Origin of the sequence: Streptomyces sp. NPDC085931, from assembly GCF_044540565.1 — a bacterium.
Taxonomy (GTDB): Bacteria; Actinomycetota; Actinomycetes; order Streptomycetales; family Streptomycetaceae; genus Streptomyces.
Map to the genome: position 1 here is coordinate 346,127 of NZ_JBITSK010000003.1, position 17,922 is coordinate 364,048.

Annotated in this window: 6 protein-coding genes; 4 read left to right on the forward strand and 2 right to left on the reverse strand. The window is 75.2% G+C overall.

Features of this window, described 5'->3' with window-relative positions; genetic code table 11:
• Positions 1-62: 62 nt before the first annotated feature.
• On the reverse strand, positions 63-12,512 hold the full coding sequence (locus tag ACIGAN_RS07615) for an amino acid adenylation domain-containing protein (protein ID WP_399855838.1): 12,450 nt from the start codon (positions 12,510-12,512) through the stop codon (positions 63-65).
• Between the two features lie 331 nt (positions 12,513-12,843).
• Here ACIGAN_RS07615 and ACIGAN_RS07620 point away from each other — a divergent pair, with 331 nt between their 5' ends.
• Complete coding sequence (locus ACIGAN_RS07620; RefSeq protein WP_399855841.1) at positions 12,844-13,815, forward strand: hypothetical protein; 972 nt, start codon at positions 12,844-12,846, stop codon at positions 13,813-13,815.
• A gap of 44 nt (positions 13,816-13,859) precedes the next feature.
• On the opposite strand, the gene ACIGAN_RS07625 is transcribed toward ACIGAN_RS07620, so the two are convergent.
• Positions 13,860-14,036, reverse strand: a complete 177-nt coding sequence (locus tag ACIGAN_RS07625) for a hypothetical protein (protein ID WP_344533380.1) — start codon at positions 14,034-14,036, stop codon at positions 13,860-13,862.
• Positions 14,037-14,212: 176 nt separating this feature from the next.
• Between ACIGAN_RS07625 and ACIGAN_RS07630 the strand changes: the two genes are divergently transcribed.
• The 3 genes from ACIGAN_RS07630 to ACIGAN_RS07640 all read left to right on the forward strand — a co-directional run bounded on the left by ACIGAN_RS07630 (position 14,213) and on the right by ACIGAN_RS07640 (position 17,886).
• Complete coding sequence (locus tag ACIGAN_RS07630) at positions 14,213-15,388, forward strand: spore photoproduct lyase family protein (RefSeq protein ID WP_399855844.1); 1,176 nt, start codon at positions 14,213-14,215, stop codon at positions 15,386-15,388.
• Between the two features lie 274 nt (positions 15,389-15,662).
• The gene (locus tag ACIGAN_RS07635) at positions 15,663-16,889 is read left to right on the forward strand and encodes a serine hydrolase domain-containing protein (protein WP_399855847.1); all 1,227 of its coding nucleotides are present in this window, start codon (positions 15,663-15,665) and stop codon (positions 16,887-16,889) included.
• Positions 16,890-17,151: 262 nt separating this feature from the next.
• The gene (locus ACIGAN_RS07640) at positions 17,152-17,886 is read left to right on the forward strand and encodes a D-Ala-D-Ala carboxypeptidase family metallohydrolase (RefSeq protein ID WP_399855849.1); all 735 of its coding nucleotides are present in this window, start codon (positions 17,152-17,154) and stop codon (positions 17,884-17,886) included.
• Positions 17,887-17,922 lie beyond the last annotated feature (36 nt).

Sequence of the window (17,922 nt, forward strand, 5' to 3'; positions counted from 1 at the left end):
GGGCCGTGGGACGGCGGAGCACAGGGACGAGCACGCGGTTGCCTGTGCGCCCGCTCCCGGTGTCAGGGACGTGGGCCGGCGTCGCGGCGGCCGGGCGCGGCAGGCACGGGCCGGGACGGGGACGCCCCGGCCCCGCGGGTGCGGACCGCCTCGGGGAGCGGATCCAGGATGTGCCCGAGCAGGTGCGGCGGCGCCGCGGTGATGCCGGCCTGTTCCATGGCGCGCCAGTAGGCGAGGGCCGTGGGGCCGTCGACCAGACCCCGCACCGGGGGCACGTCCGCGCCCGAGGCGTGCAGCAGTGACTCCGTCCGGCAGGAGGCCAGGGTGCCGGGGAGTCCGTGCTGCGCCACCGCCCGGCCGGCCGCGACGGACTCGGGCAGGCCTTCGGCCAGGGTGCGCCGGGTGGCACCGACCGTGAGCAGGCCGCCGCCGAGGACCAGGACGTCCTCGTCCCGCCGCATGCGGGCCAGGGCCCGGCCGGTGTCGAAGCAGTGCGGGAAACTGTCGTCCACGACGACGGTGCCGGGACGCAGCCGGCCGATGTCGACCAGGGCGCTGTGCCCGCTGACGGCCGCGACGATCAGCCCGGCCTCGTACACCGCGCCGGGCAGGTCCGGGTCGGAGACGTGCACGGCGACCTCCTCGGCCAGGCCGCGTGCCCGCACGGTCCGCGCCAGGTCGTGAAGGCGCGGGCCGCTGCTGACCACGTCGCACAGCACGAGACGGGCGGGTGGCCGCTCGGCCAGGGTGAGCAGCAGGTCCAGAGAGGAGGCGCCGATGGAGCCGAGCCCGACCACGGCCACATCCGTGTCGGCCAGGTCCCGGCCGGTGGCCGCCAGCGCGGCGTGCACGGTGCGCACCACGGAGACGACCGTGGCCGCGTGCCCGGTGGTGATCGCCGCCGGGGCGTGGGAGGCGCGCAGCACGTCGAAGCCGTAGCCGGTGAGGGAGGGGATCATGCCGGCCAGGGACACGCTGCGGGCGCCCAGTGCCGAGGCGGCTTCCACGGCACGGACGGTGTGCCCGGCCAGGGCGCGCTGGCCGGCGAGTTCGTCGGCGAACAGCGGAAGGCCGACGAACCCGGACCGGCCCAGCGGGGTGGCGGTCGTCTCCAGCAGCCGGGGTTCGCCGTCCGGGAACAGCAGACGGCGGATGTCCTCGCGGGCCGAGCCGGTCTCCGGCAGACCGGCGAGCCGCGCCAGCTGGGCGGGCGCGGGCAGATAGCCGACGAGCGCGGCGTCCAGCTCCGCCCGTACGGCGACACGCCGCCGGGCGGGTCGCACCGCCGGGGAGACGAGCCGGTCCCGCAGCCCTGCGGCGAACGCCGCGAGGGCGGGCTCGTCGAAGGCCGCCGCCGCGCCACGCACGGTGACCCGCAGCCGGTTCCCGTCGGGCCGCACCGCGAGGAAGACGTCCGTACCGGCGGCGGGCGGTGTGAAGTCGCTGCCCTCCTCCTCGTCCCACCGCACGGCCGGAAGGCCGGCGCCGCGCGGGCCGAGCGCCCCGAAGTCGAGGAAGGTGAAGAAGAACTGGGACGTCAGCGGCAGTCCCCCGCCGTCACGCGGGACGATGTCCTCGTGGAGGCGGGCGGCGATCGTCTCCTGCACGACCCTGCGCACGCGCTGCGGGAAGTCGTCCCGCGGCGGGGCCTGGACGCCGGGGCCGAAGGGGCGCACCGCGACGGCGGTGGCGAACGGCCCGAAGACACGGTGGATGTCCGGCACCGGGTGGTCGCGGCCGGACACGGCCAGCCCGATGACCAGGTCGTCCTGGCCGGTGAGGGCGGCGAGCGCCTGGTGGTAGGCGGTGAGCAGCGGCGCGTACAGCGTGGCGCCGGCCTCGGCGGCGATCTTGTGCAGCGCGCCGACGACGGGGGCGTCCAGGACGAAACCCTGGGAGTGGAAGCCGCCGGGCGCACAGCCCCGGGTGGCGTCCGGAGTGCGCAGGACAGGTCGGGTGCAGGGCGCGCACAGCTCGGCTCGGCGCCGCCGTGCCTCGTCGTCCTCCGGCCGCGGGCGCGCGGGAAGGGCGGCGAGTCGCTCCGCATGTGCGCGGAACGTGCCGCGCAGTTCGGGCAGTTCGGGTGCGGCGCCGCGGTTCAGGGCGTCGTGGACGGTGGTCAGTTCCTCCAGCAGCAGGGCGGCGCTGTAGCCGTCGCCGATCAGGTGGTGGGCGTGCGCGAGGAGCACGTGCTCCTGCGGGGTCAGGGTGAGCACGCTCAGGCGCAGCAGGGGCCAGGCCCACGGCTCGAAGCGGCGGCTTCGCTCGTCCTCGACGCGCTGGGCGAGTTCCCGCGGCCCGGAGACGGCCTCGAAGGCGACCGGCAGCCGCAGCGACGGGGGCAGTTCCTGCTGCACCGGCGGCCTCGCCCCGGCCGGGAAGACCGTCCGCAGCATGGGGTGACGGGCCACCAGGAAGTCGACGGCCCGCTGGAAACGGTCGCGGTCGAGCGGACCGGTCAGCCGCAGCCGGGCCAACCAGGAGGACGCCCCGGTGCCGGGGGCGAGGGCCTCGGCGAGCAGGAAGCCGCGCTGACCGGGGGTGACGGGGTAGGCGCCGGGGAAGACCGGCGCCGACGGGACGGAGGGAGCGGAGGGAGCGGAGGGGACGGAGGGAGCGGAGGGGACGGACGGGGCCTGGTCGCCGGGGATCGGCATCGTGCCACCGGCCGTGCGAGCGCCCGTAGTTGGGGGGCCGCCCTCTCCCGCCGCCGGCGCGTCACCGACCTCTGCGCCGACGGCTGCTTCGTCCACGGCTTCTTCGTCCACGGCTTCCACGTCGACCACTTCTGCGTCGACGGCTTCAGCGTCGACCGCTTCGGCGTCGACCGCTTCGGCGTCGACCGCTTCGGCGTCGACCGCTTCGGCGAGCGCCGCCAGGGTGCGGTGCCGGTAGACGGCGGTGGGCCGGGGCAGGGGGCCGCCGCGCTGCCGGGCGAGTTTGTCGAAGACCTGAAGGGCCAGCAGGGAGTCGCCGCCGAGTTCGAAGAAGTCGTCGTGGCGGCCGACCCGGTCGACGCCGAGCACCTCGCACCAGATACGGCCGAGTTGCTCCTCCGTGGCGCCCGGGCCGGGCAGCGCGCCCGGGCCCGGGGGCGTGGTCGTGGCAGGGGGCGTGGTCGCGGCGGGGGTGCGGGCCAGCGCGAGCAGCGCCCGCCGGTCGGTCTTGCCGGTGCCGGTCAGGGGCAGGGAGTCCAGGAGTAGGATCCGCGCGGGCACCATGTAGGGCGGGAGAGCGTCCGCCAGGTACCGCCGCAGGACCACCGGGTCCACGCCGGCACGCGCGTCCGGTCCCGCAGGAGCCGCGGGCACGACGAAGGCCGACAGCCGCCCTTCGTCGGCCAGTACGGCGGCTCGCGCGACGTCCGGACGGGCGCGCAGCACGGCCTCCACCTCGCCGGGTTCGACGCGGTGCCCCCGTATCTTGACCTGGTCGTCGACACGGCCCACGAAGCGCAGCGCGCCGTCGGGCAGCACCTCCACCCGGTCCCCGCTGCGGTACCACCGGCGACCCTCCCGCCACACGAACGCGGCCCGGGTCAGCTCGGGTTCGCCCAGATAGCCGGCGGACAGCCCGACGCCGCCGATCAGCAGTTCGCCGGTGCCACCGGGACCGGCCTGCTCACCGCCGGGGCCGGCCACGAGCAGTTCCGTCCCGGCGACGGGGCGGCCGATGGGCAGCGCCGTGACCTCGTCGGCGGGACGCTCTGCGACCACGTGGTAGGTGGCGTTGATGGTCGTCTCGGTCGGCCCGTAGAGGTTCACGATCCGCTGCCCGGGACCGAACAGGTCGAACCAGCGGCGCACCCAGTCCGCCCACAGCACTTCCCCGCCGACGTGCACCAGGCGCAGCGCGGACAGGTCCGGCAGGGCCTCGCCGCGCCGCAGGCGGTTCTCCGCCGCGGCCAGCAGCCGTTCCCACAGCGACGGCACGGAACTCCACACGGTGATCCGCGCCCGCTCCACGTGGTCCAGCAGCAGTTCCGGATCGCGCACCAGATCGCGGTCGGCGGTGACCACCGTGGCACCGGTCAGCAGCGGGGCGAGCAGTTGGCGTACCGAGGCGTCGAAGCACGGCGAGGAGGTGTTCGCGAGCCGGTCGCCGGGGCCGTAGGCGAAGGTGGTCAGGGCCCAGTCGAGGTAGTTCTCCATCGCGCGGAAGGTGACGGGCACGGCCTTGGGACGGCCGGTGGACCCGGAGGTGAAGATGACGTAGGCCGTCGCGTCGGCGTCCGCGGCGACCTCGTCGCAGGGGCCGTCACCTGGCGCGTCGGGCCGACCGGTGACAGCACCGACGGGTTCCGTGCCGGTCCGGACGAGGACGGCCGTCGCGGCCGTGAGCGCTCGTGCGGCCGGGCGGGTGCGGTCGTCGTGCACGACCACGCGGACGCCGCACCGAGTCGTCTGCTCGGCCAGCCGAGCCACCGGATGCTCCGCGTCCAGGGGCACCCAGCCGGCGCCCGCGCGCAGGACGCCGACGACGGCGATCACCGTGGCCGGTCCCGGGGAGGTGACCATGCCCACCAAGTCCCCTCGCCCCACGCCCTGTTCGCGCAGCCGGAGGGCGAGATCGCGGCTGGCCGCGTCCAGGTCCCGGTAGGTCAGGGTGAGACGGCCGTCGTCGACGGCGACCGCGTCGGCGTCGTCGTGGAAGCGTTGCAGCAGACGGCCGACGACGCTCGCCCGGGGCACAGGGGCGGCGGTGGCGGGGGCCGCTGCGCGGGAGCCACCGTGCGTACCCGGGGAATCGGGGGCGGCGCCTTCCAGGGCGCGCAGTTCCCGTTCGAAGTCGGTCGCGAGGCGGGTCGTCGTGGCGGTGGTGAAGAGGCGCTCGGGGACGTTCCAGGACAGCCGTAGCAAAGGTCCGTCCTCCCAGGCCAGCAGAGTCAGCCGGGTGGCGGCCGAGCCGGTGCCCGCGGCGGTCGCCCGCACGTCGACCGGGCAGTCCGGGTCCAGCGTGGCCGGGAAGCGGGCGAAGCTGAAGCTCGCCGGGCTCACCGCGCGCGGCCCCGAGGCGTCGGCCGGCGTCGTCCGGGCGAGGTCGAGGCTGCTGACGGTGGCGTGCCGCTCGCTCTCCAGCCAGGCCAGGCGTACGCGGTCGGCGAGGTGGGGCAGCGGCTCGTCCGGGTCGGTGTCGAGCAGCAGCGGCAGGGTGTCGGCGAGGGGGCCGACCAGCCGGTCCAGTCCGGGCAGCCGGGCATCCCGGCCCGCCCGGGCGACGTTGACCGCCACGGCCCGCCGGCCGCTCCACCGGGCCAGGCAGCGGGCGTAGGAGGCGAGCAGGAGGTGGAAGAGGGAGACGTTCCAGGCGGCGGCCCGCTCGCGCAGCGCGGCGACGAGCTTCTCGTCCAGGACCCGGTTCAGGGCGACGAGGGGCCCGGGCCCGTCCTCGGCGTCGGGACGGCCGTCGTAGGGCAGGGGCAGGGGGGTGTGGTCCGCCAGGCGGGCCGTCCAGTAGGCGAGGTCGTCGGCGCGGACGGCGGGGCGCCGCGGGTCGGCGGCGTAGGCGGCGAAATCCGTGGCGGGCGGCAGCGGGGCGGGGGCGCGGCCGAGGGCGAGGTCGGTGTAGAGGGTCCACAGTTCCGTGCCGAGCACGTTCAGGCTGTAACCGTCGGCGGCCACGTGGTGCACGGCGAGGATCAGCTCGGCCCCCTCGGGGCCGTCGGGGCCGTCGGGGTCCTCAGGACCGTCGGGGTCCTCGGTCAACAGCAGGGCCCGTATGGGGGGTTCGGTGGTGAGGTCCAGCGGCCGGTTGGCGAACTCCGTCTCCAGCGCCTGGAGCGCCGCCGCGCCCGCGGAATGCGGCCGCGTCTCGAACCACACGTCGGCTGCGGCGCCCGGCGTGACGAACTGGTGCGGTGTCCCGCCGTCGTGCCCGATCCGCACCCGCAGCATGCCGTGCCGCCCGGCGAGCGTGGTGAGGGCACGGCGCAGCAGGGCGGGGTCGAGCGGCCCTCGGACGGTGTGCCGGACCCAGCCGCGGGCCGGGGTGCGCGGATACAGCACGCTGCTGGTGTACAGGGCCCGTTGGACGGGAGTCAGCGGGAACGGCACGCCTTCCGGGGCGGCGGCGAGGTCGGCTGCGTGGCCCGGCAGTGAAGCGGCGGATCGGGTGCCGTCGTCGACGGGCTGGGCGCTGTCGTCGACGGGCCGGGTGTTGTCGTCGACGGATCGGGCGTTGTCGTCGAGCGGCCGGGCGTCGAGGTGGGCGGCGAGTTCGCGCACCGTGCGGTACTCGAAGAACAGCGTGGCCGGGAGTGCGCGGCCCAGGGCGCGTTCCAGACGCCGGACGAGGTCGACCGCCGCGAGCGAGTCGAGGCCGAGCGAGAGGAAGGCCTGGTCCTGGTCGACGGCTTCCGGAGGCAGGTGCAGGGCCTCGGCCAGAAGGGCGCGTACCAGCGAGCGGGTGTCCGGCGTGCTCCCGGGGACGACGGTGGAATGCGTGCCGGGCCCGGCGGGGGTGGTGGAGGCGGGGGCGGCGAGGGCGACGGTCCGTACGGACGCGTCCGTGTCCGTGGCCATGGCCGTCAGGTCGGCGACGACCACCTGGGCCGTGTCGGCGGCACAGGCCGCGCGCAGCGCGCGCAACGCTTCGGCCGGGGGCAGGGGCACGCCGCCGGCTCTCAGGTGCGTGCCGGCACCGGCCGAGGCGGCGAGCCCGGTCCGGGCGACGGGCCCGAGGTTCAGCGCCGACCAGCGGTGCCCTACGGCGCGTCGGGCCGCGGCGAAGGCGTCGAGGAAGGCGTTGGCCGCCGCGTAGTCGCCGAGCGCGCCCGCGGCGCCGGGAAGCACCGAGGCCACCGAGGAGAGGACCACGCACAGTCGGGGGCGGTGCCCGCTGCGGTCCAGGGCATGGGCCAGCAGCCGGGTGCCGCGCTCCTTGGCGGCCAGGGCGCGGGCCGTGTCCTGCGGGCCGGTGCCGCGCAACGACCCCGGCAGGACCTCCCCCGCCGCGTGGATCACGACATCCGGGGCGGGGAACTCGGCGAAGAGCGCGTCGAGTTGCCGCTCGTCCGTCACGTCGGCCTGCCGGTAGTGCGCGTCGGCGCCCAGTGCGGCGAGTTCGGCGAGCAGCCCGGCCGGGGGCTGCGGGGAGCGGCCGGTGAGGACGAGGGTCGGGCGGCCGCGTCCGGCGAGGTCCCGGGCGAGTGCCGCGCCCAGGCCGCCCGCGCCACCGGTGATGAGGTAGGCGCCGTCCGCGGGCAGGGGTCCGTCCCCGTCCGGAACGGCGGTGGCGGGCAGGGGCTCGACGCCCCGCAGCAACCGGGTGCCGTGTCGCCAGGCGGTCACGAGGGTGCCGCCGCCCGGGGCGGTCACTTCGGCGAGGACGGCCTCCAGCCGCCGCTCCCACGGGTCCTGGGAGGACAGGTCGGCGCAGACCAGTCGCGCGCCCTCGGTCTCCTGCGGGAAGGCCGACGCGATCCCGGTGAGCAGAGCCTGCCCGGGGCATGGCGGGGTCTCGCCGTCGACGCCGGTGCGGTGGGCGTCCTCGGTGAGGACGAGCAGACGCCGCGCGCCGGCCCGGTCGAACTGCCGCACGGTGTGCCGGAAGTCGGCGGCCATGTCCGAGCCGTCCGTGCCGTCGCCCGCCCTCCGGGACAGGTGGACGACGGTGTGGGCGGCGGTCGTACCCGGTTGCGCCACCGGTACGCCGTGCCCGGCCAGCCACGCGGACAACTCCCCTACCGCCTCGGCGTCGTGCCCGGTGACGAGCGTGACGGGGGCGGCCCCGGCGGGCGGGGTGAGGGGGGCCGGTGTCCAGGTGACGCGGTGCAGCAGCCGGGTGGGGCCGGGTCCGGGCCAGTAGGTGCGCCGCTGGAAGGGGTAGGTGGGCAGCGGCACACGGCGTCCGGCCGGTGCCAGTGCGGTGTGGTCGACGGCGACGCCGCGTGTCCACAACCGGGCCACGGTGCGCAGCAGTTCGCCGCGTCCGCCGCTGTCCTCGCGGTGTGCGGCGGGCAGGGCCGACAGGACGGTGACGGGGGCGCCGGACCGGCCGGCGGTGGCCGTGCGCAGGGCGGCCGGCAGGTCGGTGCCGGGTCCGATCTCGACGAAGGTGTCGTACCCGTCCTCGGCCAGCCGCCGGGCCGCGGCCCCGAACCGGACGGTGCGCAGCGCGTGTTCACGCCAGTGGGCGGCGTCGGGTGCGGACTCCCAGTCGGCCGTCAGGGTGCTCAGCAGCGGTATGCGGCCGGTGCCGGGCGGCAGGGCGCGTGCGGCCTCGTGCACCGCTCGGGCGGCCGGTTCCATCAGGGGCGAGTGGAAGCCGTGCGAGACCCGCAGCCGGCGTACGGCGACGCTCCGCGCCGTGAGTTCCCCCAGTGCTTCCTCCACCGCGCGCACGGTGCCGGACAGCACCAGACGGCCGGGCGCGTTGCGGGCCGCGACGGCCAGGGCACCGCCCGAAGCGGCGACCAGCGCCTCCACGGCGTCGTCCGCGCCGAGCACCGCGGCCATCGCGCCGCGCTCGGTCAGCTCGGCGATCGCGCGGCCGCGAGCGGCGGCGAAACGCACCGTGTCCGACAGCGGCAGCAGGCCCGCCGCGCAGGCCGCGGCCAGTTCCCCGACGCTGTGTCCCGCGACCGCGTCCGGTTCGACGCCCCAGGAGCGCAACTGGCGGGCCAGTGCCACACCGAAGGCGACCAGGACGGGCTGGGTGATCTCGGTGCGGGCCAGGTCGGCCGGGTCGACGCGGGGATCGGTGCACCAGTGGGTGAGGGTGCGGCCCCGTACCGGGCCGAGCGCGGCGGACGCCTCGTCGAGGGTGTCCCGGAAGACGGGTGCGGTGGCGTGGAGCCGCGCCGCCATACCGGGACGCTGGGCGCCCTGTCCGGGGAAGAGGAAGGCGAGGCGGGGGCGGCCGCGGACGGTCCCGGTGAACACGTCCGTGCCCCTGGGCGGGTCCTGCACCCTCCGCTCGCGGCTCTCCGTCTCCTCCCCCGTGGCCGTCGGGCGGTCCGCGGGCGTCGCGGCGAGGGCGGCCAGTCGGGCGCGCAGGTCACCGTCCCCGTCGCCGACGAGGGCCAGCCGGTGCCGGTCGTCGTCCCGGGACGTGGCGGCCGTCAGGCACAGGTCGGCCGCAGCGGTCCGGGGGTGGGCGTCCAGGTGGGCCGACAGGTCGCGGACCAGGGCGCGCAGCGCGGGCCGGGTGGCGGCGGAGAGCGCCAGCACGTGGGGGCCGTCGTCCGGCCGGGTCCCGTGCGCGGTACGTGCGGTGGCCCGCTGGAGGACGGCGTGCGCGTTGGTGCCGCCGAAGCCGAAGGCGTTGATGCCCGCGACCAGTGGGCCGCCCGAGGGCGGTGCGGGCCAGGCGACGAGCCGGCCGGGCACCTGGAACCCGGACCGGGCGACGAGCGGGGAGGGCGGGTCGGCGTGCAGGGAGGGCGGCACCTGGCCGTGGTGCAGCGCCAGCACGACCTTGACCAGGCCGGGCAGCGCGGCCGCGTTCAGCAGGTGGCCGACGTTGGTCTTGGCCGAGCCCAGCAGCCGGGGGCGCGCACCGGGCAGCGGCGGGAAGGCGTGGGCGAGGGACTTCAGCTCGACGGGATCGCCGAGGGCGGTGCCGGTGCCGTGCGCCTCGACGTACGTCACATCGGCCGGGTCGAGGCCGGCCGCGCTGTGGGCGGCGGTGATGACCTCGCGCTGGCGGGCGGGGTTGGGGGCCATCAGGCTGAGGGAGGTGCCGTCGTTGTTGACGGCGGTGCCGCGCACCACGGCGAGCAGGTCGTCGCCGGCGCTGAGGGCGTCCTGCTCGCGGCGCAGCACGAGCACCGCGCCGCCCTCGCCCGGCACGAATCCGTCGGCGTCGGCGGCGAAGGCCCGGCTGCGGCCGGTCGGCGACAAGGCCTGCGCGGCGTGCAGCATCCGGTGCGCGGTCGGGGTGAGGTGCAGGTTCACCCCGCCGACCAGGGCGATGTCGCACTCGCCGGCCGTCAGACTGCGGCGGGCCAGGTGCAGGGCGACCAGGGCGGAGGAGCAGGCGGTGTCCACGGCCAGCGCCGGGCCGTCGAGGTCGAAGGTCCGGGCGATGCGTGCGGCGAGGAGGTTGGGGAGGTTGCCGGTGAGCGCCGAGGGCGGCAGGTCCGTGCCGCTGTCCTCGGCGGCACGGTCCAGCAGTTCCCGGTAGCCGCTGTCCCCCGCCGTGGTGAAGACGCCGATGCGGTGGGCGCGGCGGCGGGGGCCGGCGTATCCGGCCCGCTCCAGTGCCTCGTGCGCCAGCTCCAGGAGCAGACGGGCCTGCGGGTCGAGCGTGCGGGCCTCCTCCTCGGACAGGCCGAAGCGGTCCGCGTCGAAGGCGGCCGGGTCCTTGAGGAAGGCGCCCCAGCGGGCCGCGGGCACCCGGTCGCCGTCCCAGCGGTGCGGCGGCACCGGGGTGACGAGGTCCCGGCCTTCGGTGAGCAGCCGCCAGTACGCCTCGGGTGTGTCGGCACCGGGGAACCGGCAGGCCATGCCGACCACGGCGAGCGCCTCATGGCCCCGTCTCCCGGACGGCCCGCCGGAACGGGCCGCGCCGGTCGCGCCGTCCGAGGCGCCGCCTTCCCCGGCCCGCGTACTCGCACCGCCGTCCGGCTGTGCCAGGAGGTGGTCGACGAGCCCGGTCACCGTGTCGGCCCCGGCGCGCAGCGCCGCCGTCTCCAGGGATGTGCCGAACGCGTCCTCCAGTGCTGCCAGCACCTCCATGGCCTTCAGCGAGGTGCCGCCCAGCGCGCGGAACGACGTGTGGGGGTCGATCCGTGCGCCGTCCGTCCCCAGCGCGTCGGCCCACACCTCGCGCACCACCCGCTCGGTGGCCGCCCGCGACCGCGGCACCCCGGCCCCGCCCGGAGCACGGCGCCGGCGTCCGGAGGCAGGCGCCGGGGCGGCGCTTTCGGCGCGCAGGACGACGTGGGGGTACCGGCCCGCCTCGAACCGGTCGCGCAGGACATGGCGGCGCACCTTCCCGCTGGTGGTGCGCGGGAACCGGCCGGGCGGCAGAGCGACGACCCGTACGTCGTCGTGGAAGAGGGCCTCTCCCACCCGGGCGGCGACCCGTTCCAGCACCTCGCGGGCGGTGCGCGGCGGGCGGGCCCAGGAGACGAAGACCACCACGCGCTCGCCGCCGCTGTCCGGGTCCGTGGACCCCACGACCGCGGTCGTGCCGGGCGGCAGCCCGGGGGTGGCGGCGGCAACGTCCTCCAGGTCGGCGGCGTGGTGCTTGAGCCCGTTCAGGAACAGCACGTCCTTGTACCGGCCCGTGACGCACAGCCGTCCGTCCCGCAGGAAGCCCATGTCCCCGGTGCGCAGCCATCCGCCGGTGGTGAAGGCGGCGGCGGTGGCGTCGGGCAGGCGGCGGTAGCCGCGGGCTGTCTGCGGACCGCGCACCTGGATGTGCCCGACGCGGCGGTCGCCGAGCGCGCGCCCGGCGTCGTCGACGATCCGGACGGCGCAGCCGGGCACGGGATGCCCGAGGTCCATGAGGGCGACGGCCGAGCCGTCGGTGTCCGGGGCGTCGACCGCGCGTCCGCGGCCGAGCGCCGCGCGGTCCAGGCGCAGCGGTGCGGCGATCTCGCCGGGCGGCGGGAACGTCACGGCGAGGGTGGCCTCGGCCAGGCCGTACACCGGCTGGAGTGCGTCAGGCGCCAGTCCGGCGGGCCGGGTGCGGTGGGCGAAGTCGCGCCAGACGGACGGGGAGATGGGTTCGGCGCCGACGACGACCCGCCTGACCGCGGTGAGGTCGAAGCGGGCCATGTCCTGGTCGGTCAGGCGCCGGGTCGCCAGCGCGAGCGCGAAGTTGGCGGCCGACAGGTGCGTGGCGCGGTGGGCGGTGGCCGTCTCGAACCAGATCCCGGGCCGCCGCGCGAACGCCAACGGCCCGATCTTGACCTGTCGGGCACGGGCGGCCAGGGGCGCCAGATGCGTGCCGATGAGACCCATGTCGTGGAAGTACGGCATCCAGCTGACCACGACGTCCTCGGGACCCAGGTCGGACACGGCCACGATCTGGCGGAGGTTGGCGGTCACCGCGGCATGGGTCAGTTCGACGCCCTTGGGCACGCCGGTGCTGCCCGAGGAGTACTGCACGAACGCCAGCGCGTCCGGCTCGCACGCCGTGGGCCCGCCCAGGTCGTCACCGTCGCGCAGCTCCGCCAGCCGTAGCACGGACGTTCCGGCGGGCAGGTGTCGAGCCATGTCCGCACCGGCCGTGTCCACGAACACCGGCGGCCGTTCCAGGTGTTCCCAGACGGGCAGGACCCGGCGGACGTCCACGGCGAGCGGCACCGGGACGAGGTCCGCCGCGACCAGGCCCCAGAACATGACCTGGAAGTCCTCACTGCGGTCGGCGACCAGCGGAACGCAGGTGCCGGGGCGGACCCCGGCCGTACGCAGCCCACCGGCGACCCGGCGGGCGGCATGCAGCAACTCCCGGTATGTCACCGCGACTTGGCCGCCGTCGCCGCGGACGTGCACGGTCACCTGCTCGGGCCGCTCGCGGGCGGCGTCCCGCAGGACGCTCCACAGGGTGTTGTCGCTCATCGTCCGTTCTCGAAGGTCGGGCCCTGGGCACGGACGGGCCGTCCGCCCGTACGCCGACGGAACTGGAAGCCATGAGGCAGTGCCTGAGGCGTTCTGCGGCACGTGTCGCCGAGTCCCCCGGCCCGTTGGCAGACCACCGGACGAGGGTGCCGGTGACACGGGCCCCCGCGGGCCGACACATCGGCCGCGTACACCCTACGGGATCAAAGAGCAGCCATGACAGGAACAATCGGCTCGCCGATCCGTACCATCTCTAGACCAAGGCGTCTTGCGGCCAAGGCGACAGGTATCACCCGCCGCACGCCTCCAACGCCGAGGAAAGGAAAGCACCATGCCCGAGACAACGACTGCCACCACCGAACTGGCCTCGCAGTACATCGCCCAGGTGTCCAGCGACCTGGAGGCCAACGTCAAGGAGCAGGAACGCATCAGCGCGGATATCGGCTCGCTGCAGGAGCGGCTGGCGTCGCTGCAGCACGACCACGGTGTCCTGCTGAGCATGCAGCAGGCGCTCGGCATCGCGCAGGCGACGCCGGTCCCCGCGACCGAGACAACGGGTACGGCGGACCCGGCGGACCCGGCGGGCGCGGCGGACACGGCGGGCGCGGTGGTGCCTTCGCCTCGGCGGAAGAAGACGGGAACGGCGGCCGGCGGACAGCAGAGGGCACGCAAGTCCGGCGCGGCGCCGGCGAAGAGCGCGGCGAAGAAGCCCACGACCAGGAAGACGACCGCCGGGAAGACCACTGCCGGGAAGACGACCGGTGGGAAGACGACCGCGGGAAAGGCGACCGCGGGGAAGGCAGCCGCCGGCAAGACGCCTGCCAAGACGACGGCTGCCAAGACGGCGGCCGGCGAGACGACGGCCGCCGATGCGACCTCTGCCGAGACGACGGCTGGCAAGACACCGGCCGCCAAGACGACGGCTGGCAAGACACCGGCCGCCAAGACGTCAGCTGCCAAGACACCGGCCGCCAAGACGTCAGCTGGCAAGACGGCGGTCGGCAAGGCGCCGACTGCCGCCAAGTCCGCCGAGCCCACGCTCGTCGAGCTCATCCGGCGTCACCTCGCCGAGCAGAAGGAGCCGCGCTCCGCCGCCGAGATCGCCGGCTCGCTCGGCCAGGCCCACCCCGAGCGCGACATCTCCGTGAAGGTCGTGCGCGTCACACTGGAAGGTCTCGTGGCCAAGAGCCAGGCCGAGCGGTCCAAGCAGGGCAGGTCCGTGTTCTACTCCGCGCCCGCCGACCAGACGCCGGCCACGCCCGAGACCGAGGCCGAGGCAGGGCCCGCCGGCACGGACGGCTGAGGGCGCAGGGGCTGCCCGGCGTCCAGCCCCTGCCCTCGGCCCGGTCAGCGCCTGCGGCCCCGTGCCGCCCAGCCGCTGCCGACCCCCGCCACGTGCAGGGCGAGCAGCGCGAGCCCGATCAGCATGACGTTGGTCGAGGTGAAGACGTCGTTCGTGGAGATCTCCGCCGCGTTGATGAGGAAGGCGAGGAAGAAGAGGACCGCCGCGATGATGCCCAGCACTGTGTGCCTCCTTGGGTGGGGTGATGCCTGCCGAGGATCGCTGTCACGCGTATGCCCCCGGCGGTTCCCCTCACGCACCGCCGGGGCCTGCCGGAACGCGGCGCCGATGTGTGCCCCGTACAGTTGAGAGCGGCGGGCTGTCCCGCCCCCTCCGCACCCTTTGTACGGGAGCACGCATGCACCACCCGTCCGGCCGCCCGGACGACGACTCCGACGCGCTGTTCGGGCTCGACGCCCTGGATCCCCGGCCCGCCCGGACCGACCGGCGCCCTTCCTTCCGCACCTCCGCGGCGGCCCGCCGGATGCTGCCGGTGCGGGAGATCTACGCCGAGCCCGCGGCCGCCGCGTCCCCGCGCGGGAGACAGATCAGCGCCCGCTTCCCGGACGCGCGGATGACCATGGTGGACTCCCACTGGCGCATCCCCGGGCTGCACGGCAACGAGGGCAACGTCGAGCGCTGGGTGCGCGTCAAGGGCGAGACCCTGGTGCTGGGCGAGAAGAAAACCCTCACGACCCGCCCCAACGGCCGGTCGGCCGACTGGATCGCTCCGGGTGCCTCGAACGGCTGCGCCATGGCCTGCGCCTACTGCTACGTGCCCCGACGCAAGGGGTACGCCAACCCCATCACCGTCTTCACCAACATCGACCGGATCATCGCCCACGTGGCCCGGCACGTGGCACGGCAGGGGCCCAAGACGGAACCGAACCAGTGCGACCCCGAGGCCTGGGTGTACGACATCGGCGAGAACGGGGACTGCTCGGTCGACGCGCTGATCTGCGACAACACCGCGGACCTGGTGAACGCCTTCCGGCAGTGGCCGACGGCCAAGGCGTCCTTCGCCACCAAGTTCGTCAATCCCGACCTGCTGGCCCTGGACCCGCGGGGGCGTACCCGCGTCCGGTTCTCGATGATGCCGCCGGACGACGCCCGGCTGCTCGACGTGCGCACCTCGCCCGTCGCCGAGCGGATCGGTGCCGCGGCGGATTTCCTCGACGCGGGGTACGAGGTGCACTTCAACCTCTCCCCCGTGGTCGTCCGCCCCGGCTGGCAGGAGGCATGGACCGAGCTGCTCGTCCACCTCGACGACGTCCTGCCGCGGCGGGTGAAGGAGCAGGCGGCCGCAGAGGTGATCATGCTCACCCACAACCAGGGGCTGCACGAGGTCAACCTCGGCTGGCACCCGCGGGCCGAGGACGTCCTGTGGCGGCCGGAACTCCAGCAGGCCAAGCGCTCCGAGAACGGCGCTCTGAACGTCCGCTACCGCAACCAGGTCAAAGGCGAGGCGGTCCGGACCCTGCGCACCCTGATCGACCGGCACGCACCCTGGCTGCGGGTCCGCTACGCCTTCTGAGCACGGTGAGGGGGCGGGACAGCTCCAGGAGTGCGACGCCTGGTCACCGGCGTCCCCGGGAGACGGGACCGCCGAGCACGGGCGCCCGCCAGGAAGCACGACCGCCGAGCACAGGCGCCCGACAGGAAGCACACCCACCGCTCACCGGCGCCCGCGGACAGCGCAGGAGCCGGTCGTCGTGCGCCCGGATGGGGCAATCTCGCCGAGCGGGCGGGGGTGGTCCCGCCGATGCTGAGGGCGCCCCTGCCCGCCCCTCGAGCCTCCCGGGATCCCCATGCCGCTCCTGTCCTCTCCCCGCCCTCGGCCCCGCCTCCGTGCCGGCGCCCCGCCCCGTTCCCGTCTCCGCTTGCACCTGTGCCTCGTCTCGCTGCTCGGCGCCTCCTGCCTCGGCGGGCTGCTCCAGGCCCCGGTGGCGGGCGCCGCCGCGGGCGGCACCGGCGAGCACGCCCTGCAAGCGCAGCTCGAAGAGCTGGTCGACACGCCCGGAGGGCCCCCGGGGGTGATCGCCGTGCTGCAACGGGACGGCGCGCCCCGCGTGCTGCGCGCCGGGGTCGCCGACCTGGAGACGGGCCGTCCGATCGAGCCCACCGACCACATGCGGATCGCCAGCACGGCGAAGGCGTTCAGCGGCGCCGTGGCACTGCGTCTGGTGGAAGAGGGCGTGCTGAGCCTGGACAGCACCATCGGCCGCACCCTGCCCCGCCTGCCGCGGGCCTGGAAGGCGGTCACCCTGCGGCAGCTGCTGAACCACACCAGCGGGCTGCCCGACTTCAGCGAGGACCCCGAGTTCCGGGCGCTGCTGCTGGAGGACCCGCGCCGCACCTTCGACCCGCACCGGCTGCTCGACTTCGTCGCGGACGAGCCGCTGCGCTTCCGGCCGGGATCGCAGTACAGGTACTCCAACTCCGACAACATCGCCGTCGCGCTGATGGCGGAGGCCGCGACCCGGTGGCCGTACGAGGATCTCCTGAAGCGGATCGTCTACCGGCCGCTCGGCCTGCGCGACACCAGTCTGCCCCGGGGCTACGAGATGCCGGAGCCGTACATGCACGGGTACGCCGTCGAGCCGCCGGCACCGCCGGAGGACGTCAGTGAGGCCATCAGCGCCTCCGGGGTCTGGGCCTCGGGCGGCATCGTCTCCACGCCCCGTGACATGACGCGCTTCATCCGCGGCTACGCCGCCGGACGGCTCACGTCCGAAGCCGTACTGCGCGAGCAGCGCCGCTGGATCGAGGGAGCGTCCGAACCGGCCGGACCCGGCCGCAACAGGGCCGGGCTCGGCATCTTCCGCTACGACACCCGCTGCGGCACCGTGCTCGGCCACACCGGGAACTTCCCCGGCTACACCCAGCTGATCGCCGCGACACCCGACGGCCGCAAGTCGCTCACGGTCTCGCTCACCACCCAGGTGAACAAGACGCTCACCCCCGCGCTCCTGGAGCAGCTGCGCACCATCGAGGAGAACGCGGTCTGCGCGCTGCTCCGCGAGCACGGTCACTGAGCCGGGGCAGGTCAGGTCGGGCCAGGTCAGGGGACCCGGAGCAGGACTGGGCAGTCCGTCGGGGCCCCTGACACCGTGCGGCGCGTTGCCCCGGCCGGTGACGCGCCGCCTTCGGCAGGTCGTCCGTTACGCCGCAGGTCACCGGTCGTGCCGGAGGTCTGGTCCTGTGGCACATGGTGACGGTGTGGACAGCGTCGCCGCCCCGGCGCCACACTCGGCTCGGCCCCCTGCGCGGGGGAACGGGATCCGAGGCGGAGGCGCGATGCTGCGACGTACGGTCCGACTACTCCTCTCTATTGTCATGGCCATGGCTGCCGCTACGGGTGGGGTGCTGGCCACGGCCGGCCCGGCCCAGGCCGACGAGTGCTACACCTGGAACCGCACCCTGTCCGAGGGCATGTCGGGCTCCGACGTGACCGAGTTGCAGATCCGGGTGGCCGGACATGTCACCTCCGGCGAGATCCTCACCGTCGACGGGCAGTTCGGCGCGCGGACCAAGGCCGCCGTGACCAGGTTCCAGCAGGCGTACGGACTCGCGGCGGACGGCGTCGCCGGCTCCGCGACGTTCGCCAAGATCTACGCGCTGCAGGACCCGGACTGCACGCCGATCCACTTCAGTTACGCCGAGCTGAACAAGTGCAACTCCACCTGGTCGGGCGGCGCGGTCAGTGCCGCGACGGCCAAGTCCAACGCCCTGCGCACCATGTGGAAGCTGGAGGCCATGCGGCGCGCGCTGGGTGACACCCCGCTCGTCGTGACCAGCGGCTTCCGCTCGTACTCCTGCAACAGCGCGGTCGGCGGCGCCTCGAACAGCCGGCACCTGTACGGCGACGCCGCCGATCTGGTCGGCAATCCGACGCTCTGCCGGCTCGCGCAACAGGCCCGCACGCACGGCTTCGGCGGGATCTTTGGCCCGGGCTACCCCGGCCACGACGACCACACCCACGTGGACGGACGCACCAGCCGCTCCTGGTCCGCGCCCCCGTGCGGCATCTGACCGGCGGCACCCACCCGCACCGCGCGTCCCGGCGAG